The sequence below is a fragment of the Paenarthrobacter sp. AMU7 genome, assembly GCF_041200195.1.
Lineage (GTDB): Bacteria > Actinomycetota > Actinomycetes > Actinomycetales > Micrococcaceae > Arthrobacter.
This window is the reverse complement of sequence record NZ_CP165735.1, coordinates 334,269-355,037: the sequence shown is the minus strand read 5'-3', so window position 1 is coordinate 355,037 and position 20,769 is coordinate 334,269. Positions and strand designations below refer to the sequence as shown.

Genomic DNA, 20,769 nt, shown 5'->3' with positions numbered 1-20,769 from the left:
TGAACCCATGGCTTCCAAGACGTCCCGCGCATCAAAAACACCCGCCTACAAGTGTGCCGAATGCGGCTGGACCGCCATCAAATGGGTGGGCCGCTGCGGCGAGTGCCAGGCGTGGGGAACCGTTGAGGAGTACGGCGCCACGGTAGCGCGCACGACGGCGGCCGCTACAGTTTTGGCGCCGGCCCGCCGTATCGCTGAGGTGGATGGCACCACCGCAGCCTTCCTGCCCACGGGCGTGGATGAGCTGGACCGTGTCCTCGGAGGAGGGCTCGTGCCGGGTGCCGTCATTCTGCTCGCTGGGGAACCCGGCGTCGGGAAGTCCACGCTGCTGTTGGACGTGGCGGCGAAGTTCGCGCGCACCGGCCAGGACGTCCTCTACATCACCGGAGAAGAGTCTGCGGCGCAGGTCAAGCTCCGCGCGGAGCGGATCGACGCTGTAGCGCACACCCTTTATCTTTCTGCCGAAACTGATCTTGGGCAGGCACTGGGACAGGTGGAGAAGCTTGAGCCCAAGCTGCTGATCGTGGACTCCGTGCAGACCTTGAGCAGTGCCGACGTGGAGGGCAGCGCCGGCGGAGTTTCGCAGGTGCGTGAAGTTGCTGCGTCGATCATTGCCGCAGCCAAGCGGCGCAACATGACCACGCTCTTGGTGGGGCATGTGACCAAGGAAGGGACCATCGCCGGGCCGCGGCTGCTGGAACACCTGGTGGACGTCGTGTGCCAATTCGAAGGCGAGCGCCATTCGCGCCTGCGCCTGCTCCGGGCTGTGAAGAACCGCTATGGCGCCACGGACGACGTCGGCTGCTTTGACCTGAACGAGGCCGGCATCGAGGGATTGGCTGATCCCAGCGGGCTGTTCGTTTCGCGGACCCGTGAGCCCGTTTCAGGCACCTGTATTACGGTGACCATGGAGGGTCGCAGGCCGCTGCTGGCAGAGGTTCAATCCCTTCTTGCCGAGAGCGCCAATTCGCAACCACGCCGTGCCACCAGCGGCCTGGAGAGCTCACGCGTTGCCATGCTTCTGGCGGTCCTGCAGCAGCGCGCCGGCTGCATGCTGCACAAGGACGATTCCTACGTGGCAACGGTGGGCGGTGTGAAGCTCACGGAACCGGCGACGGACCTCGCTGTTGCCCTGGCCGTAGCGTCGGCCAAGGCCCGGAAGGCTCTCCCCCAGCGTCTGATTGCCTTCGGCGAGGTGGGCCTGGCTGGTGAAGTCCGCCCTGTTCCCGGTATCAACCAGCGCATCCAGGAAGCACACCGGCTCGGGTTCACGCACGCTATTGTTCCGGCCAGCCCTGCGGGTGCCGGTGTGATTCCGGACGGCTTCTCGGTGCGGGAGGTTGGCCATCTTGCCGAGGCACTGGAATTGCTGATCACGTAGCCATTCCGGGGTGTCGGGGCCGTTCGGGGCATACGGTCGGCAAGGATGGGAAGCATGACCAAACGGAATGTGCTTATTGGGGGACGCTTTTTCTTTGGGCTTTTGACGTTGGTGGCGGTGGGAACCCAGCTGACGGTCCATTTGGGCATGGGCTATGACCTCTGGAACTTCTTCAGCTATTTCACCAACCTGTCCAACATCTTCGCCGCACTGGTGCTGCTGATCAGCGGATACCGGGTGCTGATCCGGAAGCGGCCTACAGAAGCTGACGATGTCACTCGCGGCACTGCCACCATCGCCATGGCCGTGGTGGGCCTGGTTTTTGGTGCTTTGCTGGCCGGCGAGGACCTCGGCTCGCTGTTGCCGTGGGTCAACTTTGTGGTCCATTACTTGATCCCCGTGGTGATGGTGGCTGATTGGCTCTTCCAACCGCCCCGGGCAACTCTGCAGCTCAAACACGTTTGGTACTGGCTGCTCTACCCCGTTGGCTACCTGGTCTACAGCCTGGTCCGTGGCGCCCTGGTGAACTGGTACCCCTACTGGTTCATCGACCCGGCCCGAGCCGGCGGTTGGGGCGGTGTGGTGGTGTTCGCACTCGCCATCTCCGTTGGCTTCCTGGTGGTGAGCCTGGCGATGCTGTGGCTGGGTAACAAACTCAAGCGCCAGGTGGATTACTAGGCACTTTCCGCTGCGAGCGCCGGCTCAGAGGCTTCTCCACGATGGTTTGCCTCGCCATACCGGCTGATGAGTTCGCTGCTGGCATCCCTCACCGCCTGAATCTTTTGCCTGAGGCCGGCCAGGATCATCACCGTATCGGCCGTAGTGGACGCCGAGTCCGTTGCGATCAGCCCGTCCGCGCGCAGATTGATCAGTGACTCGACCAGCCGAAAGGCGGTGTCGCCCAGGCCCGGGTCTGCGTCGGAGAGCGCCGTCAGTTCCCGTCCCAAGTCTCCGTAAATGGTCCGGAGTTCCTGCCGTGCTGCCATGAATGGTTGGAAAACTTCCGCCCTGGCCTCCGGCAGGTGGTAGAGCACCCCGAGGTTCCAACGGGAAGTGCAGAGCTGCAAGCCGTCGAACAGGACCACTGCGTGCAGTCGTGCCGCGGGATCCAACTCCTGCCCGGTTTCTTCGGAACCGTCTTTCACAGCGCGGGCGAACGCCAGGCTGGTGGACACTGTCCCGCCGAGTAGTTCGCCCAGGATCTCGTCCTTGGTGGAGAAGTGGTGATACAGCGACGATTGTCGGATTCCGACGGCGTCGGCAATGGCCCGTGTGGACGTATTGGCGAATCCTTGGCTGGTAAAGAGTTCGGCTGCGGCATCCAGGATTTCGTCGCGTGCAGTGGCTCCCGGGCGTACAGCTTGCTGCTTGCGGGGGCGTCCCGGTCCGGTTGTAGTCACACCTCATTCTTGCATCGCCGCAACACCAAAGAGCCTGTTCACGGCGTACTGCCGGGGTGGTGAGATTTCCTTTACACGCTTGAAACGAGCGGTAACCAAGGCTTTACATTGCCGAAACGCCATGGGGACACCCCGCTGGAAAACTATCAAGTGACCGATATTCCGGACAGGCAGTCAAAACCTCTCCGGGCTGGTTCCACATCCCGTTCCAGACACGGAGAAACCCGATGACTTCAACCCTTTCGACGGCGACCCACCGCACCGACGATGCAGACCTGACAGCACTTGGCTACGAGCCCACGCTGCACCGCAAGCTGGGCCGCTACGCGTCGTTCGCCGCAGGTTTTTCATTCGTCTCCATCCTCACCACCATCTTCCAACTCTTCGCCTTCGGCTACTCCTTTGCCGGCCCGGCCTTCTTTTGGACGTGGCCCGTGGTCTTGGTCGGCCAACTTCTGGTAGCCCTGAACTTCGCTGAGCTCGCCGCCAGATACCCGTTGTCCGGTGCTGTCTACCAGTGGTCGCGCCGTATGGGCGGCGAAGTGGTGGGCTGGTTCGCCGGCTGGTTCATGTCCATCGCCCAGGTCATCACTGCTGCCGCAGCAGCCATTGCGCTCCAAGTGGTACTCCCCCAGCTGTGGGTCGGATTCCAGCTGGTGGGAGGCGACCCCACACTGACATCTCCCACGGGCGCAGCCAATGCAGTAATCCTCGGTGCCGTCCTCCTGGTGATCACCACCGTGATCAACTGCCTTGGCGTGAAGCTCATGTCCCATGTGAACTCCATCGGCGTCACCTGTGAGATTGTGGGCGTCGCCGCAGTAATCCTTGCCCTGTTCTCAGCGGCGCAGCGTGGCCCGGGTGTGGTAGCCGACGTCAGTGTGGTCACTACCTCGGACCTTGGTGCCGTGGGTGCCTTCCTGGTCTCCGGTTTGATGGCCGCGTATGTGATGGTCGGCTTCAACTCCGCCGGCGAACTCTCGGAGGAAACCAAGAACCCCCGCAAGACCGCACCGCGCACCATCCTCTCGGCGCTGATCATCTCAGGCGTTGGCGGCGGACTCATGATTATCGCGGCACTGATGGCAGCGCCAAGCCTCGACGACGGCAGGCTCGCCACCGAGGGACTCCCCTACGTGCTGACAGCCGTGTTGGGTACGTTCTGGGGCAAGGTGCTGCTGGTGGACGTGGCAATCGCCATCTTTGTCTGCACCCTGGCCATCCAAACGGCCGGTTCACGCCTGGTGTTCTCCATGGCCCGCGACGGCAAGCTGCCAGCCTCGGCCCGGCTCTCGAAAGTCCACCCCAAGCGCGGGACCCCCATGTGGCCTTCCATCGCGATCGGCGCCCTGGCTGTGGGCATCCTCGCCATCAACATCGGCAACTCCGCGCTCTTCACCACCCTCTGCAGCGTGTGCATCGTGATGGTGTACCTGGCGTACCTGATGGTCACTGTCCCGCAACTGCTCAGCCGCTTCCGGGGTGACTGGGACCAGGTGGGCCAGACCATGCCGGCCGGACTCTTCTCACTGGGCCGGTGGGGCTTGCCAGTCAACATCCTGGCCGTGCTCTACGGCGCCCTGATGGTCATCAACCTCTCCTGGCCCCGCCCCGAGGTGTACGACCCCTCCGGCGAACACGGGATCCTGCTCTTCTCCGCTCCCATCATGGTGGGCGCCGTCCTGCTCCTGGGCCTCTGGGTCCGCAGGAACATCCGGGTTCGGGAGAACAAGGCCGCAATCGCCGCGGAATCCACCAACGCCGCCTGACCCCGCCAGCACCAGACCGTCCAGAACCAGCACCAGTACAGAAATGACTGCCATGACCCAGACTCTTGAAACACACACCTCTGAAAACGGCACAGCCACAACTGCCGGCGCCAAACTGCACGCACGGGCCCAGCACGGGCGCACGGCCGAGACCATGATCCATGTCCCGCCGGCTACGGCCCCGACACGTTTGATCGAGGGCCTCCCGGCGGATGCAAAGGACTCCCTGACGTGGGCGGAGACACTTTCCTTCGGCCGCTACACCCACCTGGAACTGGTCCGCGGGACGCGCATCAGGATCACAGACCTCGACGGCGATGCCTGCGTTCACGCTGTCCTCATCCGGAGTGGTGCCCAGCACGAGCGGCTCAACGTCGCGGATACGGTCAAAGTCCCCTGGCAGGCCTACATGACCACAGGCCACCCGCTTCTCTCCGACGCCGGCCGTCTCATGGCCACCGTAGTGGCCGATTCCTCAGGTCAGCATGATGCCCTCACCGGCACCACCCACCTGGCCGGAAACACCGCCAAGTACGGTGCCGGATCAGCCCACAGCCTGTCACCGGCCGGCCGTGAATTGCTGACCCTGGGCGGCATGAAGCATGGCATCAGCCAGAAAGAACTCCCTCCGTCGGTGTCGTTCTTCAAGGGCGTCACCGTGGAGCGGGACGGCAGCATCACGTTCGCCGGCAGCGCCGGTGCCGGAGCCGCCGTCGAACTTCTCCTCCACATGGACGCAGTGCTGGTACTGGCCAATACCGCCCACCCGCTGGACCCGCGTCCGGAATTCACGGGAAGCGCCGTGGACATCGTGGCCTGGCAGGCTCCGCAGGACCTTGAAGCCCTCAAAAGCGGAACCCTCAACGTAGACCTGGGCCCAGAGGGACGTCTGGCCCTCCACAACACCGAACTCGACTACAACGCAAGGACCTCCGCATGAACGCCATCGCAGAAATGAGCCCCGCACTGGTCGCTGGCCGGGTCGTAGTGGACGAGCTGGTGGAAGCCCGTGGTCCGTGGTCCGCCGTGATTGCTGCCGGCGACGTGCTCACCATTGTGGACCTCGACGGCAACCAAGCCGTTGACTGCATTCTCTACGCGGCCCAGGACACGAGTACGCGTTACTCCGCCGCCGTGACCATCGCGAGCCAGGGCTCGATCTTCCTCACCACTGGCTCAGTTCTCCGCGCCGACAGCGGCCAGGAACTCATGACGGTGGTGGCGGACGAGGTTGGCGTCCACGACACCATCGGCGGCGCCTGCTCCCAGGAATCCAACACACTCCGCTACGGCCAACACACCCATGAACAGCATGCGTGCGTGGAGAACTTCCTCATTGAAGGTGCCAAGTGGGACCTCGGCAAGAAGGACCTCGTGTCCAACATCAACTGGTTCATGAACGTGCCGGTGGATCCCGACGGCGCCCTGGGCATCGTGGACGGGCTGTCCGCACCCGGAAAGCGTGTGGCCCTCCGCGCCGAGGTGGACACACTGGTGCTGGTGTCCAACTGCCCCCAAATCAATAACCCCTGCAACGGCTTCAACCCCACGCCGGTGCGCATGATCGTCACACGTCCGGAGGACCGCTCATGAACCACTTCGACACCCTGCTCATTGCCAACCGTGGCGAGATCGCCTGCCGGATCATCGAATCCGCCCGCAAGGCCGGGCTGCGCACGGTGGCCGTCTTCTCCGAAGCTGACCGCGGCGCCAAGCATGTGAAGCTCGCTGACGAGGCTGTCCTGCTGGGACCTGCACCCGCCAAGGAGTCGTATCTTAAGGTTGACGCCATCCTCAAGGCGGCGGCTGCCACCGGGGCCGGCGCCATTCATCCCGGCTACGGATTCCTGTCCGAGGACGCGGCCTTCGCCGAAGCCGTGGAGGCAGCCGGTTTGGTCTTTGTGGGGCCCACCCCGGAACAGCTCCGGATCTTCGGCACCAAGCACACCGCCCGTGATGCCGCCCAACGCGCCGGCGTTCCCATGATCGCGGGATCCGGCCTCTTGGAGGACCTGGACGAAGCCGTCGCAGCAGCGGAGATCATCGGCTACCCACTCATGCTCAAGGCAACCGGGGGTGGCGGTGGCATCGGCATGGCCGTCTGCCGCGACGAAGCCGAACTCCGCGACAACTACTCCCGGGTTGCGCGCCTGGCCAGCTCCAGCTTTGGAACGGCGGGCGTCTTTGCCGAACGCTACATCGAACACGCCCGCCACGTGGAAGTCCAGGTGTTCGGCGACGGTGAGGGCCGCGTGGTGAGCCTTGGAGACCGTGACTGCTCGCTGCAGCGCCGACACCAGAAAGTGCTCGAAGAAGCCCCCGCACCGGACCTCCCCGACGCGCTGCGGGAGGAACTGCACCGAAGCTCCCGCGCGCTCTGCGCCTCCGTGGGCTACCGCTCGGCAGGCACAGTGGAATTCGTCTACGATCCCGTCCGCCGGGAAGCATCCTTCCTGGAAGTCAACGCGCGGCTGCAAGTAGAGCACCCCGTCACCGAAGCCATCACCGGCGTTGACTTGGTGGAGTGGATGCTGAACCTTGCCCGGAATGAGCCGGTGCTTGATGGCGTGCCGGACAGTGTGCCCGTTGCAGGTCATGCCGTGGAAGCCCGTATCTACGCAGAAGACCCGGCCCGCAACTTCCAGCCCAGCGCCGGAACGGTCACCAACGCGCAGTACCCGGCCTCCGACGTCGTGCGCATTGACGCCTGGGTGGAGACCGGCAGCGAAGTCTCCACCAGTTACGATCCCCTGCTGGGCAAGGTCATCACGTCCGGTTCAACCCGCGACGCCGCCTTCGACGCACTGGCTGCCGCGTTGGCGGAAACCCGCATTGATGGCATCGAGACCAACCTGGGCATGCTGCGTGCCGTGGCCGGGATGGATGTGGTCCGTGCCGCGCAGCATTCCACCGGAACCCTGAACACCGTGGGCGATCCGGAACCGCGGATCACCGTTGAACGGCCGGGCCTCCAGACCAGCGTGCAGGATTGGCCGGGCAGGACCGGGCTCTGGCAGATCGGAGTGCCGCCGAGTGGACCCATGGATGATTTGTCGTTCCGGCTGGGCAACACCGCGCTGGGCAATCCGGAGGGCGCACCTGGCCTGGAATTCACCATGGCCGGCCCTGCGCTCCGTTTCACTCACGCCACCACCGTGTGCGTCACCGGCGCGGACGTCACGGTAACAGTCGACGGCAAGCCAGCCGCTGCGTGGGAGCCCATCACTGTCCCGGAGAACGGCCTCCTGGACGTCGGATCAGCCGACGGATCCGGGCTGAGGGGATACATCCTGTTCGAAGGTGGGCTGGATGTTCCCCGGTATCTGGGCAGCGCATCAACCTTCACATTGGGCCAGTTCGGCGGCCATGGCGGCCGCGTCCTGCGGGCCGGCGATGTGCTCCGCACCGTCACCGGTCACCTCCCCGAGACCGTCCCCGGCCCGGTTCCCGTGGAGAGCCGCCCGGCCCTCACCACGGATTGGGAGCTGAAAGTGGTGGAGGGGCCACACGGTGCACCGGACTTCTTCCAACGCGAAGACATCGAGGAGCTGTACGCCGCCGAATACGAGGTCCACTTCAACTCCGCCCGAACCGGCGTCCGCCTGGTCGGCCCCAAACCGCGCTGGGCACGCAATGACGGCGGAGAGGCCGGACTTCACCCCTCCAACATCCACGACACCGCCTATTCGGTAGGTGCCTTGGACTTCACCGGCGACACCCCCATTCTCCTGGGCCCTGATGGTCCCAGCCTGGGCGGTTTCGTCTGCCCCGTCACCGTAGTAACCGGCGAGCGCTGGAAGCTGGGCCAACTCCGTCCAGGCGATAAGGTCCGCTTTGTGCCCATCCGCTCGGTTGAGGCGCCTTCCGTCAAAGAACTCGGTGCTGCGAGGCAGCTGATTCTGCCAGGTAGCACCGGTTTCACCACGGGCACCGGCACGGCTTCCGGCACGGCATCAGGCACGGCCGAGTTGCTCCGCGGAGACGGCGACGACGGCGTGCTGGGCCGGGTGCCCGAAGGCGACGGACGGCCTGCTGTCACCTACCGCCGCTCCGGTGACGACAACCTTTTGGTGGAGTACGGAGACATGGTGCTGGATCTTGGCCTCCGCGCCCGTGTCCACGCCCTGCACCAGGAACTCGAGCGTCTCGCAGTCGGGGGCATCGTGGATCTGACGCCAGGTATCCGTTCCCTGCAGATCAAAGCCGATCCCTCCGTCCTTCCCACCTCAAAGCTGTTGGGCCTGGTGCAGGAAATAGAGGCCGCACTCCCTGCAAGCTCGGAGCTGGTGGTGCCCAGCCGCAGCGTTCGCCTGCCCTTGTCCTGGGACGATCCCGCTACCCGTGAGGCAATCGAGCGCTACATGGCCGGTGTCCGCGACGACGCCCCCTGGTGCCCATGGAACATCGAGTTCATCCGGCGCATCAACGGTTTGGACTCCGTCAACGATGTCTTCGATACGGTGTTCAACGCGGAGTACCTCGTCCTGGGACTGGGTGATGTGTACCTAGGAGCACCGGTGGCAACACCGTTGGATCCGCGGCACAGGCTGGTGACCACCAAATACAACCCTGCCCGCACTTGGACGCCGGAGAACGCCGTGGGCATCGGCGGAGCCTACATGTGCATTTACGGCATGGAAGGTCCCGGTGGATACCAGTTCGTTGGCCGCACCACCCAGGTTTGGTCGCGCTACGCGGATTCGGCGCCGTTTGAGCCGGGTTCGCCTTGGCTGCTCCGGTTCTTCGACCGTATTTCCTGGTACCCCGTCAGTCCCGAGGAACTGTTGGACCTCCGCGCCGACATGGCTGCTGGCCGTGGCCGTGGTGTGGAGATCCAGGACGGCACGTTCTCACTTGCAGAACATGAGGAATTCCTGGAACGCAACAGCGTCTCCATCGCGGAATTCCGCGAGACCCAGGCGGCGGCTTTCGCCGTGGAGCGCCAGGCCTGGGAAGACGCCGGCGAGTTCGATCGTGCCGAGCAGGCCGTTTCGCTGGCCCCGCCGGCCGACGACGTTGTTGTTCCCGACGGCGGCACCCTGGTGACGTCGCCGTTCGCGGCAAGCGTCTGGAAAGTGGACGTGGAACCCGGAGACCTGGTGGTGGCCGGCCAATCGCTGGTTTCCCTTGAGGCGATGAAGATGGAGACGGTCATCCAGGCTCCGGTGGATGGCCTGGTCCAACAGGTCCTGCCCGCTGCCGGTGCTCAAGTGGTGGCTGGTGAGGCGCTGGTGGTCCTGGAACCAGTGGACGTCCGGGAACCCGCACTCGTCTTGGAGGGAAGCGCATCATGACCAGTCCCACCGGAACCACAGTTGCTCGGGTACTTTCGGCGCTCGAGGCGATTGACGCCGTCGACCGTCCCGAAATCTGGATCCACCTGCGCGGGCGGGAAGAACTGCTCGCGGAGGCGGCCCGGATTGATGCCGCCGTGGCGGCCGGTGGGAACCTGCCGCTAGCCGGTCTCCTGCTCGCCGTGAAGAACAACGTGGATGTTGCCGGTATAACCACGACGGCGGCCTGCCCCGGCTTTGGTGACGTACCCGCCCGGGATGCGGTGCCGGTCGCCCGGCTGCGCGCTGCGGGCGCTCTGGTGCTCGGGGCCACCAATCTGGACCAGTTCGCCACGGGCCTGGTGGGTACCCGCAGCCCGTATGGTGCTGTCCGTGATTCGAGGCGTCCCGAGAGGATCTCGGGAGGCTCCAGTTCGGGATCTGCCGTGGCGGTGGCGTTGGGCCTTGTGGACCTTGCCATCGGCACGGACACCGCGGGTTCGGGCAGGATTCCCGCCGCGCTGCAGGGAATCGTGGGGATCAAACCGACCTTGGGCGTTGTGTCCACCGAAGGTGTGGTCCCGGCATGCCGTTCCTGGGATACCGCCACGATCTTCGCCCGCGATCTCGCCACTGCCGAGCTCGCCATGGGCATCATGGCCGGGCAGGGCCGCACCTGGCCCACCGACGTGAAAGTTGCGGCACCGTCCACCCCTCGGGTGGCCTATCCCGCTGCTCTACCGGCGCTCCCGGAGGCGTGGGCGGCGGAATTCCAGGCGCAGGTTGAGCGGCTGCGGTCCACAGGAGTGGTAGCGGAACCCATCGACCTGGACGTCTTCCTCCAGGCAGCCCGGCTGCTGTACGACGGCGGATTGGTAGCCGAACGCTACGCCGCCGTCGGCAGCTTCATTGATTCGGCGACATTGGGCGGGGTAGGTGCTTCGGACGGGGCAGGCCAGTCCGGCGGCGTGCCCGCAGCACTGGACCCCACAGTCGCCGGCATCATCAGCGCCGCAGGCCAGGTTCCCGCACACCGGTACGTCGCGGACACCGCGGCGTTGGAGCAACTCAAGCGCCAAGCCATGGAGCGCCTGGACGGATTCGACGCCTTGGTTGTCCCCACGGCACCGTTCCATCCGACGTTGGCAGAGGTGTCGGCCGATCCGGTGGGGGTCAACTCCCGAATGGGCACCTATACCAATTTCTGCAACCTCTTCGATCTCAGCGCTGTTGCCGTACCGGCGGGCACCGTCACCGAAACAGACGGCGTTGAAACAGGCAGTACCTCCCAGTTCGGCCTGACGGTGGTTGCCCGGACCTTCGAGGACGGGGTGGCTGCGGATATCGCGCGTCGGATCGAGCTCACCCCGGAGCTGCCGGAACTGTTCGCCGCGGGTGCCGCGGCAGGGCCCGCAGCCGCCCAGTCCTCGGCTCCCAAGGCCCCGTGGCCCGTTGCTGCGGGAGCCGTCGTCGTTCCCCTCGTAGTGGTGGGGGCGCATCGGAAGGGGCAGCCGCTGGCGGCGGAGCTCGAAGGGCGTGGAGCCTTCTGGGACGGCCCGGTGACCACCGCGGCGCAGTACCGGATGGTGGCTTTGGAGACCACTCCGCCCAAGCCCGGAGTGGTTCGTTCGGCGCGCGGAGCCGGGCTGGTTGCTGAGAGATGGCTGCTGTCTGAGGCTGCGCTCGGGTCCTTCCTGGCCGAGCTGCCCGAACCCATGTTGCTGGGGTCCATCACGCTGGACGATGGCAGCAGAGCGGTGGGTTTTGCCTGCGACGCTGTGGCCGCGGCAGAGGGACGGGACATTACCGAGTACCACGATTGGATTAAATACCTGGAGGAAAACGCTGCTGCAGCAGGAAGCAACGGCTTGTGGCGCGAGGCCGATGGCGCTTTGCTGACCGGGCTTGGGCGGGGCCAGCACTAGCTGGCAGGCGGCTGGTTGGGGGAAATAGGGTTTCCGCCAATCAGCCGCCAAACCACTTTGCGGGCACCGCCGAACATCACGAAATGACCCACTTTGGGGCTTGCTGGTGCGGTTAACGGTCCCCGGAAGCCCTATCATTGTGCTTGTCGTCATTGGGGCATTTTTTGTGAGTGCCCACTGACGCCGGATTCAGCTTGTCTGTGAGCCGAGGCTTGCACCTTCGAAGGGAAAACCTATGGCCCGGAGCCCGGAAGAGTCGCTTAAGGCGACCCTGGCCAGAGTCGCACCCGGAACCCCGTTGCGAGATGGCCTGGAACGCATCCTCCGCGGACGGACCGGAGCCCTGATTGTCTTGGGCTACGACCGCACCATCGACTCCATCTGTTCCGGCGGGTTCGATATCGGCATCGATTTCTCCCCCACGCGCCTGCGTGAGCTGGCCAAAATGGACGGCGCCATTATCTGCGACAAGGACGCCAGCAACATTGTCCGCGCCGCAGTCCAACTGGTCCCGGATTCGAGCATTGAAACCCAGGAATCGGGCACCAGGCACCGCACCGCTGAGCGGGTGGCCATCCAGACCGGCGTTCCCGTGATCTCCGTCAGCCAGTCGATGCAGATCATCGCGCTGTACGTGAACGGTTTGCGCCACGTGCTGGAGGGCTCCGAAAAGGTCCTCGCCCGCGCCAACCAGGCCCTGGCAACGTTGGAACGGTACAGCGCCAGGCTGGACCAGGTCACCAGTTCCCTCTCCGCCCTGGAAATCGAGGCCCTGGTCACTGTCAGGGACGTTGCCGTCACCTTGCAGCGGCAGGAAATGGTCCGTCGCATCTCGGAGGAAATCGCCCAGTACGTCCTGGAACTGGGCGAAGACGGCCGTCTGCTATCCCTCCAGGTGGAGGAACTGACCATGGGCCGCGGGCCGGGCAGCGACGTCATCATCCGCGACTACTCGGATCCCGACGCCACGCCTGAGGAGATCGAGGAAGCCGTCCAGGCACTCCTGAACCTGGGCCCCACCGAACTGATCGATCTCAGCCGCATCGCGCACATCATCGGTTTCGCCGGCGGTGTTGAGCAGTTGGACGCAGTGGTCCAGCCGCGCGGCTACCGGCTCCTTTCGGGCCTCAAGTCAGTGCCTAAAGCCGTGGCCGACCGCTTGGTGGACTACTTCGGCGGGCTCCAGAACCTGATGGCAGCCACCATTGATGACCTGATGACCGTGGACGGCATCGGCGATCAGCGCGCCCGCACAGTGCGCGAGGGCCTGAGCCGCATGGCCGAGGCCAGCCTGCTGGACCGGTTCCTCTAAGCCGCCTGCCGCCGTCGAACGCCGGCTCAGCCAGAACTTAGTTCAGCTGGAAGACAGCCTTGGGGCTGGCTTTGTTTCCCAGCCGCGCCTCGAAGGTGTAGTACGCGCCGCCGCCACCCGGCTTCGCGTTGATCGCGCCACAGCCTTCCAGTGTCCTGTTGCGCTGCCACGGGAAGTTCGCGGTTTCGCTCTTGCCGGGCTGGATGGTTTTGATGAGGTCTTCGCCGCCGGTCTGGCAGTCCTTGGAGGAGAAGATGCGGTCCGCGCCGCTCATCACCAGATACTCCATTTGGGAGGTTCCCACGTTGACCTCGCACGGAGCGTTGCCTCCGTTGGTGATGGTCATGGTGAGCAGCGGCTTTTCTTCCGCACCGTAGGCTGGCTTGTCGGTCTTGGCCGCGACAGTCATGAGGTTGAAGTCGCACACAGGCGTCGGCGAAGCAGACGGCGACGGTGTCCCTGACGGCGCACTTCCCTGCGTCGGCGCCTGCGAGGCTTCCGGGGTGCTGGCGGCTTGGGGCTCATTCTTTCCGGCGAGCGCACCCGTAAGGGCCACCGCGCCTCCCACCAGCAAGGCGATCACCAGCAGCAGGGCGCCGAAAACCACCTGCCGACGACGGCGGTACACGGCAGGGCTCGGGCGTCGCTTTTTCGCCGGGGTACCGCGGCTTGTTGTCCCGCTCCGGGATGAGCCACGGGCAGCACCCTTTGCCGGCGCTGATGAGCGCGCGGTCGACTGCTGCTTTCCGTTGGTGGCCATGGTTCTAGGCTAGGCTCGTGGCCCTCGGGGCCCTAACCTACACGCCGCAGGGCCCTAATCCGGGACTGTGTGACGTCGGCCATGGCCCGGGGTTCCATTACAGTTGAGGGCAGTATGACTCTTCCCGATGCCCACCAACTGACCGCGCTCCACAGCGCCTTGGATCAGTGGTTTGCCGACGCCGCCCGGGACCTTCCGTGGCGCGAGCCGGACTGCAGCGCCTGGGGAATCCTGGTCAGCGAAGTCATGCTCCAGCAGACTCCCGTGGTTCGGGTTCTGCCCGTGTGGCGGGACTGGATGGACCGCTGGCCTACCCCGGGCCACCTTGCCGACGAGCCGTCGGGCGAAGCCGTCCGCCATTGGGGCCGACTCGGATACCCACGCCGCGCCCTGCGACTGCACGCGGCCGCCGTCGCCATCCGTGAGCAGCACGGCGGCAACGTTCCTGACACGTACGCAGAACTTTTGGGTTTGCCTGGCGTGGGGAGTTACACGGCTGCCGCCGTCGCCGCCTTCGCTTTTGGTCGACGCGAAACCGTGGTGGACACCAACATCAGGCGGGTCCACGCACGCCTTATTTCCGGGAACGCACTTCCTGCGCCGGCGCTGACCGCAGGCGAAATGCGGTTGGCCGAGGCCCTCCTTCCCGTCGAACAGGAACTGTCCGTGCGCTGGAACGCGTCCGTCATGGAACTGGGAGCCATGGTGTGCACGGCCCGCAGCCCCAAGTGCGCGGACTGTCCTGTCCGCTCAAGCTGCGCCTGGCTCGCCGCGGGTGAGCCGCCGCCGTCGTACACGCCCAAGGGCCAGTCCTGGCACGGCACCGACCGCCAGGTCCGCGGTGCCGTGATGGCCGTCCTCCGCGAGGCCGCCACCCCCGTCCCCCGCCAGATGTTCGAGCAGGCGCCGGCGGATCTCGGATTCGCGCCGTCGGGCATCGGGATCCCCCTCGCTGCGTTGCACCGGCTCAACTCGGCGCCGGAGCAACTCGAGCGCGCACTGGATGGCCTGTTGGTGGACGGCTTGGCAGAGATGCACGACGGCGGGTTGCGGCTTCCGGCCTAGCGTTTGGCAGGCGCGGTATCGGTTCGGCAACGGTACCGGGTGAGCCGTAACAATGCAGGTGCCTCTTTGGGACGCACGGGAGACGCCGGCCCCACGCGGTCTTACCCTGAAGCATGGGCAAAATCGGAGTGGCGTTGACCCTTGCTGGAACGGCGGCTTTGCTTCCGGGCTGCTATCCCGAAGCCGCAGCCTGCCCGGCCATTGGGCACATTGCAGGGGTGTCCCTGAGTGTTGCAGCGAGTTACGCAGACCAGGTGGGGACGCTGCGGCTCAAGGCCTGCCAGGACGGTACCTGCACCGAAAAGGACCTGGACCTGCACCCTGGTGCCGTAGCCGTGGACCAAGGCTGCACGCCGGACGGCGTGTGCTCGGCGACGTCATCTCCTGACGGGACTCTTCTGGGTTCCATCGAGCTTCCGACCCTCAGCGAAAGCCCCCTTGAAGCGACCGTCAGCGGCACCTCTCCCTCCGGCACAGCGCTGCCCACGCGGACATTGACCTTCACGCCCAGGGGCGATTATCCGTACGGCGAGCAATGCGGCCGCGTCATTTCCGCCGCGGTGAGCTTGGATGAAGACGGGCTAAGTCAGACCTAGACTTTCCACATCGTGAAAATCTTGTTCCGATATTAAACACAACAGGCTTCAGGAATTAGCAATTCGGAAACAAGGCCCTCATAGCGTCTTGTGTGATCCCAGCCGCGACCGCAGCGCGGCCCCGCACAGACAGGCATCCCCCTTGAAAACTCCCACACCCACGGCTTCCGTGACTCCAGCAGCGAAGAAGCCACTGTACAAATCCTTGTTCTTCCAGATTTTGGTGGCCGTGGTGCTGGGCATCGCCATAGGGTACCTATGGCCAAACATAGGGGCTGCCCTTCGCCCACTGGGCGACGGCTTCATTCAGCTCATCAAAATGATCATCGCTCCACTGATTTTCCTGGTCATCGTCACGGGGATCTCTGCCGTGGGGGACGTCAAGTCCGTAGGCCGCGTAGGTGTTAAGGCACTGATCTATTTCACCGGCGCCACACTCTTCGCCTTGGCATTTGGGCTGGTGGTTGCCAATCTTGTGCAGCCGGGCGCAGGCCTGAACATTGACCCGGCGTCCTTGTCCGAGGATGCAGTGAACGCCAAGACCACCACCGCTCCACCCAAAGATGCGGGTCAGTTCCTGCTGGGCATCATCCCCACCAGCGTCATAGGAGCCTTCGCGTCCAACTCGCTGCTCCAGGTCCTGTGCTTCGCAATCTTCTTTGGCGCAGCCATCGTGGTGGTGGGCCGCGAGAAGTGCAAGCCCGTGATGGACCTCATGGAAACGACACTGGAGCTCTTCTTCAAAATCATGGCGTGGGTCATGCGGGTCGCCCCCATTGGAGCCTTCGGCGCCATGGCCTTCATCATCGGCCAGTATGGACTGAGCTCGTTGAGCACCTACGCCCTCTTGGTTGCTGCATGCTACGGCTCAGCGCTGGTCTTCATTGGCCTCCTGTTTGTGGTGGCCTGGGTCTACCCGCGCGTTCCCCTGTGGCAGTTCATCAAGTACTCCCGCGAAGAATTTATGCTTGCCCTGGGCACGGCCTCCACTGAATCCGTCCTCCCCCGCATCATGACCAAGCTGACCAACGCCGGTTGTTCCCGGGCAACCACAGGCCTGGTGGTGCCCACGGGATACTCCTTCAATCTGGACGGAGCCGCGCTTTACCTTTCCATCTCCCTTCTTTTCCTTGCCCAGGCCTTTGGCCACAACCTGGATCTGGGTCAGCAACTGGCAGCGCTCGGCATCCTGATGCTCACCTCCAAGGGCATGGCCGGCGTTCCCGGTTCCGCCTTCCTCGCCCTCTCCGCGACGGCCGGGGCGCTGGGAATCTTCCCGGTGGCAGGAGTTGCACTCCTGCTTGGAGCGGACCGTTTGATGGACTCCATGCGGGTTGTGGTCAACTTGCTGGGCAACTGCGTCGCCACGTTCGTGGTGTCCAAATGGGAAGGTCAATTCGACCGCGAGGCAATGCTGGCAGCTTTCCGCGGGGAGGACACGACGCCGGAGGACACCGACGCGGCGCCCGAGCCTTCGGCGCCGGCACTCAAAACTCCCCAGCTGACCTCCGGTACGTACTCGGGGTAAAGCCCAAGTACTTCTGGAAGTCGTTCGTCAGATGCGCATGATCGGCATAGCCGAGTTCGACGGCGATCGCCGCAAGGTCCGCTGTTGGATCGGACCGGGTACGCTCGGCGGCATCCTGAAGCCTCCGGCGACGTATGAGTGCTGCGGGGCTGAGTCCTATGTACTTCCTGGCCAACCTCTGCAGCGTTCGCGGTGAAACCGCCAGCCGGGCGGCAGCGTCCTCGAGCAAAAGCACCTCTGGGTCGGAAGCGATCACATCCATCATCCGGTTCGCGAGCAGGGCTTCCTCCGAGAGCACTGCGTCGAGTGAAACCAGCCACGCAACAAAGGCCTCTACTGCCCGCTTGCGGTGAGTGCCGTCGTCGCGCGTTGTGGCACTGCGGGGCTGCATGGCGCTGCGAGACGGGGCCATCGCGGCCGAAACCGCAGTGTGCAGCTCCATCATTTCCAGAGTCAGTTCCCTGTCCCGCAAGGCGCCGGGGTCGTCGGTAAACAACGGCACGGCCGCCGGGCGGAGCAGCGCACCCACGGTCCAGCCAGAGCCGGTCAGGTCGCGGTGTGCGGCACGGGTGGTTGGTCCCGAAAAGATGACATCCGCAGGCTGCACCACCAAGTTGGACGCAGGGTAGGCGATGAGGTGTTGCCGGGAGGTCCGCCCGGGTTCGATGTCCCACTCGGGGATCCAAAACCACTGCACCAGCCCGGCTACCGATGCCGGCGCGGGAACGCGGTTGAAGGTGGGTAGTCGCGCGGGGTACAGGATGCCCTTGAAGGAACCCTCCATAAGCCCCTCCCGGGTCGGCGTGAACCTGTCGCGAATCTCCAAGCGCCCGGCACCCGGAGGCACGTAGCGTCGTATCCATGACAGATACTACAAGCACAGAATCAACCACGGCCGCCCACGGGGAGCACACCACCCACGGCATTCCCAACGGTCTCACCAGCCTCACGCCGTTCCTCTCGGTGCCGAACGCCAAGGCGGCCATCGCCTTTTACCGGGACGTGTTCGGGGCCCGCGTGGTGGGTGAAACTGAGATGGGCGGGCTAGTGGTCCATGCCGAACTGGACTTCGGAAACGGCCACCTCCAGCTGGGTGAGCCCAACCCGGAATATCACTTGGTCCAAGCACCGTCAGGCGAAGATGACTGCTACTCCCTGGGCCTCTACTGCTCCGACGCGGACAGCCTGGTCCACAAAGCGGAGCAAGCCGGCGCCGCCATCCGGGAGCCGTTGACCACCTTCGTCTCAGGTGACCGCTACGCGAGCATCCGCGATCCGTTCGGCGTCCGCTGGTCCATCATGACGCGTGTCGAGGACCTCTCCGAGGAAGAGAGCAACCGCCGCGTCGAGGAATGGGCGGCACAGCAGGGCTAAGGACCGGGAGCCGCCACAGGGTTCAGGCCCTGCGGCGGCCAAGCCCTAGCTAAGACAGAGACAAAACGGGTGCCCGGCCGGATCAAGGAACACCCGGAACGTCTCACCGGGCTGATGGTCGGCCTTGGTGGCTCCCAGCGAGAGCGCAACTTCTTCGCCCTTGTCCAGGTCTTCCACCACCATGTCCAAATGCATTTGCTGCGGAATGGTCTGCCCGGGCCACACCGGCGCTTGGTACACCTCCACCTGCTGGAAGGAGATGCAGTTACTGCCGTCGCTTGGGCGGATATCGAACCAGTCGCCCTTGTCCTCGACGTCCCAGCCGAAAAGCTCGCCATAGAAGGCAGCCAAGACAGCCGCGTCGGGACAATCGATGACGACACTTGGGAACTTAGCAATAGCCATGGTGTTAGACCTCGTCAGCCGATTTCTTCATGCGGACCAGGGCGCTCTTGGTGCCCCGCTGGGTGAGGACGTGAACCACGGCGGCGACGGCGGCCGAGACAACCGCGAAGACCAGCACGCCCGGAAGTGAATCATTGAGGTCTGTGCTGTCCTTGGGGGCAGGTTTGCCGGTCTGCTTCTCCCAGAGGCCCTCCAGCGTCTTGTTTGCCAGCGCACCGGCGCCAAGACCGATTGCCAGGCCGAAAATTTTCACCAGTATGTTCACGTAGATCCTCCATCAAGTTTGGCGCCAGCGGACGACGCCACAACAATCGCCTCACAAAACAAGGCAGGGCCGCTGCAACCGCAGCGGCCCTGTCCGGATACCTAGTCTTTCTTAAAGGCGTCCTTCAGCTTCTCGCCGGCGCCCTTGAGGTCGGCCTTCGTCTGGTCGCCCTTGCCTTCTGCTTCAAGACGCTCGTTGTCCGTCAGCTTTCCGGCAGCTTCCTTGGCCTTGCCACCAAGCTTCTCGCCAGCGTTCTCCATCTTGTCGTCAGCACCCATGATTCGCACCTCTTCCTTGTAGTGAACCTGTACCTCTACAACATCACTAATCAGCATACTTAGCAATATTTGACAGCAAATCCGTCCGAACTAGAGCTCCCCGAACCCCTCTTCCACCAACCGGCGAACATAGTCAACAGCTCTCTGCGCATCCTTGCCGCGGGCTTCGACACGAAGCGTGGAACCCTGGCCGGCGGCGAGCGCCATGAGCGCCATGATGGACATGCCATCGACGCCGTTCACGGTCACCTCGGCGTCCAACCCGGACAGGCCACCTGCGATCTTCGCGGCAGGCCGGGCGTGCATGCCCAAGGGATTAATGAGCTCGAAGTCGCCGCTGGCGTCCGGCGCAATGGCGCCGGCCGCTTCAGCAGGCTCCACTGGCTCCGCAGGCCGGTACCCCGCGGCTTCCGCGGCCTTGCGGACATCCGCGACGCCGGAACCTCCTTGGGCCGCGACGGCGGCCGCCACCAGCCCCTCAACCAACGGCGCATCCGCGAGGAGCACGGCATCAGGGTCGCTGGCAAACTCCATGGCCGACTCGGCCGTCATCACCGCCGAGCCCAGATCGGTCAGTACCACCACGCCGTCACCACCGGAATCAACCAGGGACTGCTCGACGGCGGCCAGCACCTTCTCCAGGCTGGTTCCGATCCGATCGTCGTCAGTGCCCCCGGCGGCGACCAATTCGACGTCGGGCGCCATCTGCGCGGCGAGCTCCACCGCTCCCTCGGCTATCTTGCTGCTGTGTGAAACCACCACGATCCCAACCGTCATACGGCGTCGGCCCCTGTCTCAGCCGTGGAACCGGCAGCAGCCGCGGCGGCCGCACGGAGGAGCAGCGCCGTTGAGGCCGCCCCGGGGTCGCGGTGCCCTGCGCTGCGCTCCCCCAAATAGCTGGCCCGCCCTTTACGCGCCACCAACGGATCCGTTGCCATCGCCCCGGTCTCAGCTGCTTCGGCAGCTGCCTCCAGGACGCCCACCGGATCCGCGCCGCCCGCTGCTGCTTTTTGGGCCGCTTCCACGGCGGGTGTCCACGCGTCGATCATGGTCTTGTCCCCAAGTTCGGCTTTGCCGCGCGCCACCACGCCATCACGTGCGGCGGTGAGAGCGGCCGCCAGGGTTTCAGCGTCGATCTCGGCGGCATCGCCCAGCGAGGTAGCTGCCCGCAGATAGGCCGTCCCGTACAACGGTCCGGCAGCGCCACCCACCTTGGACATGAGGGCCATCGCGGCGGCTTTGAGCGCGGCTCCGGGAGTTGCGGGTGGCGCCTCGTCGAGTTTCTGGAGGACGGCCTGGAACCCGCGGTCCATGTTTTCGCCGTGGTCCGAGTCGCCGATCGCCCGGTCCAGTTCGATCAGTTCCACGCGGTGCTCTTCCATGGCCTTGGCGGAAAGTTTCAACCAGTCCGTGACCCAGTCAACAGTCAACCCCATAT

The 20,769-nt window shown here is 64.7% G+C and carries 20 protein-coding genes; 12 read left to right on the top strand and 8 right to left on the bottom strand.

Annotation, left to right across the window (positions count from 1 at the left end):
• Positions 1 to 7: 7 nt before the first annotated feature.
• On the top strand, positions 8 to 1,381 hold the full coding sequence (gene radA / locus ABQM86_RS01685; protein ID WP_207595770.1) for a DNA repair protein RadA: 1,374 nt from the start codon (positions 8 to 10) through the stop codon (positions 1,379 to 1,381).
• A gap of 54 nt (positions 1,382 to 1,435) precedes the next feature.
• Complete coding sequence (locus ABQM86_RS01680; protein WP_207595769.1) at positions 1,436 to 2,059, top strand: Pr6Pr family membrane protein; 624 nt, start codon at positions 1,436 to 1,438, stop codon at positions 2,057 to 2,059.
• Here ABQM86_RS01680 and ABQM86_RS01675 read toward each other — a convergent pair.
• Positions 2,056 to 2,781, bottom strand: coding sequence for a TetR/AcrR family transcriptional regulator (locus tag ABQM86_RS01675; protein ID WP_369745782.1), 726 nt, complete (start codon positions 2,779 to 2,781; stop codon positions 2,056 to 2,058). The two genes, ABQM86_RS01680 and ABQM86_RS01675, sit on opposite strands and share 4 nt — an antisense overlap.
• A gap of 227 nt (positions 2,782 to 3,008) precedes the next feature.
• Here ABQM86_RS01675 and ABQM86_RS01670 point away from each other — a divergent pair, with 227 nt between their 5' ends.
• The 6 genes from ABQM86_RS01670 to disA all read left to right on the top strand — a co-directional run bounded on the left by ABQM86_RS01670 (position 3,009) and on the right by disA (position 13,060).
• Positions 3,009 to 4,550, top strand: coding sequence for an amino acid permease (locus ABQM86_RS01670; protein WP_369745781.1), 1,542 nt, complete (start codon positions 3,009 to 3,011; stop codon positions 4,548 to 4,550).
• 52 nt (positions 4,551 to 4,602) lie between these two features.
• On the top strand, positions 4,603 to 5,490 hold the full coding sequence (locus tag ABQM86_RS01665) for an urea amidolyase associated protein UAAP1 (protein ID WP_369745780.1): 888 nt from the start codon (positions 4,603 to 4,605) through the stop codon (positions 5,488 to 5,490).
• Positions 5,487 to 6,143, top strand: a complete 657-nt coding sequence (locus ABQM86_RS01660) for an urea amidolyase associated protein UAAP2 (protein ID WP_280625812.1) — start codon at positions 5,487 to 5,489, stop codon at positions 6,141 to 6,143. Before ABQM86_RS01665 ends, ABQM86_RS01660 begins: the two co-directional genes overlap by 4 nt.
• Positions 6,140 to 9,844, top strand: a complete 3,705-nt coding sequence (gene uca, locus ABQM86_RS01655; RefSeq protein WP_369745779.1) for an urea carboxylase — start codon at positions 6,140 to 6,142, stop codon at positions 9,842 to 9,844. The genes ABQM86_RS01660 and uca overlap by 4 nt, the downstream gene beginning before the upstream one ends.
• Positions 9,841 to 11,748 carry an allophanate hydrolase gene (gene atzF, locus ABQM86_RS01650; RefSeq protein WP_369745778.1) on the top strand — a complete coding sequence of 636 codons (1,908 nt, stop codon included), beginning with the start codon at positions 9,841 to 9,843 and terminating at the stop codon, positions 11,746 to 11,748. The genes uca and atzF overlap by 4 nt, the downstream gene beginning before the upstream one ends.
• A gap of 235 nt (positions 11,749 to 11,983) precedes the next feature.
• A complete protein-coding gene (gene disA, locus ABQM86_RS01645; protein ID WP_024819020.1) occupies positions 11,984 to 13,060 on the top strand; it encodes a DNA integrity scanning diadenylate cyclase DisA in 1,077 nt (358 codons plus the stop codon).
• A 37-nt stretch (positions 13,061 to 13,097) separates the two neighbouring features.
• Here the strand turns inward: disA and ABQM86_RS01640 are convergent, their stop codons facing one another.
• Entirely contained in the window at positions 13,098 to 13,820 is a 723-nt protein-coding gene (locus ABQM86_RS01640) for a hypothetical protein (RefSeq protein WP_369745777.1), read from the bottom strand.
• Positions 13,821 to 13,934: 114 nt separating this feature from the next.
• Between ABQM86_RS01640 and ABQM86_RS01635 the strand changes: the two genes are divergently transcribed.
• The 3 genes from ABQM86_RS01635 (at position 13,935) to ABQM86_RS01625 (ending at position 17,009) form a co-directional block, all read left to right on the top strand.
• Positions 13,935 to 14,885, top strand: a complete 951-nt coding sequence (locus ABQM86_RS01635; RefSeq protein ID WP_280625802.1) for an A/G-specific adenine glycosylase — start codon at positions 13,935 to 13,937, stop codon at positions 14,883 to 14,885.
• A 113-nt stretch (positions 14,886 to 14,998) separates the two neighbouring features.
• Positions 14,999 to 15,481, top strand: a complete 483-nt coding sequence (locus tag ABQM86_RS01630; RefSeq protein WP_369745776.1) for a hypothetical protein — start codon at positions 14,999 to 15,001, stop codon at positions 15,479 to 15,481.
• A gap of 142 nt (positions 15,482 to 15,623) precedes the next feature.
• The gene (locus tag ABQM86_RS01625; protein WP_369745775.1) at positions 15,624 to 17,009 is read left to right on the top strand and encodes a cation:dicarboxylate symporter family transporter; all 1,386 of its coding nucleotides are present in this window, start codon (positions 15,624 to 15,626) and stop codon (positions 17,007 to 17,009) included.
• On the opposite strand, the gene ABQM86_RS01620 is transcribed toward ABQM86_RS01625, so the two are convergent.
• Positions 16,969 to 17,793: a helix-turn-helix domain-containing protein gene (locus ABQM86_RS01620; protein WP_369745774.1), complete on the bottom strand. Its 825-nt coding sequence runs from the start codon at positions 17,791 to 17,793 to the stop codon at positions 16,969 to 16,971. The two genes, ABQM86_RS01625 and ABQM86_RS01620, sit on opposite strands and share 41 nt — an antisense overlap.
• 77 nt (positions 17,794 to 17,870) lie before the next feature.
• Here ABQM86_RS01620 and ABQM86_RS01615 point away from each other — a divergent pair, with 77 nt between their 5' ends.
• The gene (locus tag ABQM86_RS01615) at positions 17,871 to 18,383 is read left to right on the top strand and encodes a VOC family protein (protein ID WP_369745773.1); all 513 of its coding nucleotides are present in this window, start codon (positions 17,871 to 17,873) and stop codon (positions 18,381 to 18,383) included.
• Between the two features lie 45 nt (positions 18,384 to 18,428).
• Here ABQM86_RS01615 and ABQM86_RS01610 read toward each other — a convergent pair whose 3' ends face one another.
• The 5 genes from ABQM86_RS01610 to dhaL form a co-directional block, all read right to left on the bottom strand.
• Positions 18,429 to 18,788 carry a VOC family protein gene (locus ABQM86_RS01610; RefSeq protein ID WP_089593224.1) on the bottom strand — a complete coding sequence of 120 codons (360 nt, stop codon included), beginning with the start codon at positions 18,786 to 18,788 and terminating at the stop codon, positions 18,429 to 18,431.
• 4 nt (positions 18,789 to 18,792) lie between these two features.
• Positions 18,793 to 19,053, bottom strand: coding sequence for a DUF4235 domain-containing protein (locus tag ABQM86_RS01605; RefSeq protein WP_207595756.1), 261 nt, complete (start codon positions 19,051 to 19,053; stop codon positions 18,793 to 18,795).
• 101 nt (positions 19,054 to 19,154) lie between these two features.
• Positions 19,155 to 19,331: a CsbD family protein gene (locus tag ABQM86_RS01600; protein WP_035760998.1), complete on the bottom strand. Its 177-nt coding sequence runs from the start codon at positions 19,329 to 19,331 to the stop codon at positions 19,155 to 19,157.
• 90 nt (positions 19,332 to 19,421) lie between these two features.
• Positions 19,422 to 20,108, bottom strand: coding sequence for a dihydroxyacetone kinase phosphoryl donor subunit DhaM (dhaM, locus tag ABQM86_RS01595; RefSeq protein ID WP_207595755.1), 687 nt, complete (start codon positions 20,106 to 20,108; stop codon positions 19,422 to 19,424).
• Positions 20,105 to 20,767, bottom strand: coding sequence for a dihydroxyacetone kinase subunit DhaL (gene dhaL, locus ABQM86_RS01590; protein ID WP_369745772.1), 663 nt, complete (start codon positions 20,765 to 20,767; stop codon positions 20,105 to 20,107). Before dhaL ends, dhaM begins: the two co-directional genes overlap by 4 nt.
• Positions 20,768 to 20,769 lie beyond the last annotated feature (2 nt).

Excerpts from the sequence above, each read along its gene's own strand:
- ABQM86_RS01615 (WP_369745773.1), top strand. The coding sequence starts at position 17,871 with ATGACAGATACTACAAGCACAGAATCAACCACGGCCGCCCACGGGGAG.
- ABQM86_RS01670 (WP_369745781.1), top strand. The coding sequence starts at position 3,009 with ATGACTTCAACCCTTTCGACGGCGACCCACCGCACCGACGATGCAGAC.
- uca (WP_369745779.1), top strand. The coding sequence starts at position 6,140 with ATGAACCACTTCGACACCCTGCTCATTGCCAACCGTGGCGAGATCGCC.
- ABQM86_RS01635 (WP_280625802.1), top strand. The coding sequence starts at position 13,935 with ATGACTCTTCCCGATGCCCACCAACTGACCGCGCTCCACAGCGCCTTG.
- ABQM86_RS01610 (WP_089593224.1), bottom strand. The coding sequence starts at position 18,788 with ATGGCTATTGCTAAGTTCCCAAGTGTCGTCATCGATTGTCCCGACGCG.
- ABQM86_RS01630 (WP_369745776.1), top strand. The coding sequence starts at position 14,999 with ATGGGCAAAATCGGAGTGGCGTTGACCCTTGCTGGAACGGCGGCTTTG.
- atzF (WP_369745778.1), top strand. The coding sequence starts at position 9,841 with ATGACCAGTCCCACCGGAACCACAGTTGCTCGGGTACTTTCGGCGCTC.
- ABQM86_RS01680 (WP_207595769.1), top strand. The coding sequence starts at position 1,436 with ATGACCAAACGGAATGTGCTTATTGGGGGACGCTTTTTCTTTGGGCTT.
- ABQM86_RS01665 (WP_369745780.1), top strand. The coding sequence starts at position 4,603 with ATGACCCAGACTCTTGAAACACACACCTCTGAAAACGGCACAGCCACA.
- ABQM86_RS01600 (WP_035760998.1), bottom strand. The coding sequence starts at position 19,331 with ATGGGTGCTGACGACAAGATGGAGAACGCTGGCGAGAAGCTTGGTGGC.
- radA (WP_207595770.1), top strand. The coding sequence starts at position 8 with ATGGCTTCCAAGACGTCCCGCGCATCAAAAACACCCGCCTACAAGTGT.
- dhaM (WP_207595755.1), bottom strand. The coding sequence starts at position 20,108 with ATGACGGTTGGGATCGTGGTGGTTTCACACAGCAGCAAGATAGCCGAG.
- ABQM86_RS01620 (WP_369745774.1), bottom strand. The coding sequence starts at position 17,793 with ATGGAGGGTTCCTTCAAGGGCATCCTGTACCCCGCGCGACTACCCACC.
- ABQM86_RS01640 (WP_369745777.1), bottom strand. The coding sequence starts at position 13,820 with ATGGCCACCAACGGAAAGCAGCAGTCGACCGCGCGCTCATCAGCGCCG.
- dhaL (WP_369745772.1), bottom strand. The coding sequence starts at position 20,767 with ATGGGGTTGACTGTTGACTGGGTCACGGACTGGTTGAAACTTTCCGCC.
- disA (WP_024819020.1), top strand. The coding sequence starts at position 11,984 with ATGGCCCGGAGCCCGGAAGAGTCGCTTAAGGCGACCCTGGCCAGAGTC.
- ABQM86_RS01660 (WP_280625812.1), top strand. The coding sequence starts at position 5,487 with ATGAACGCCATCGCAGAAATGAGCCCCGCACTGGTCGCTGGCCGGGTC.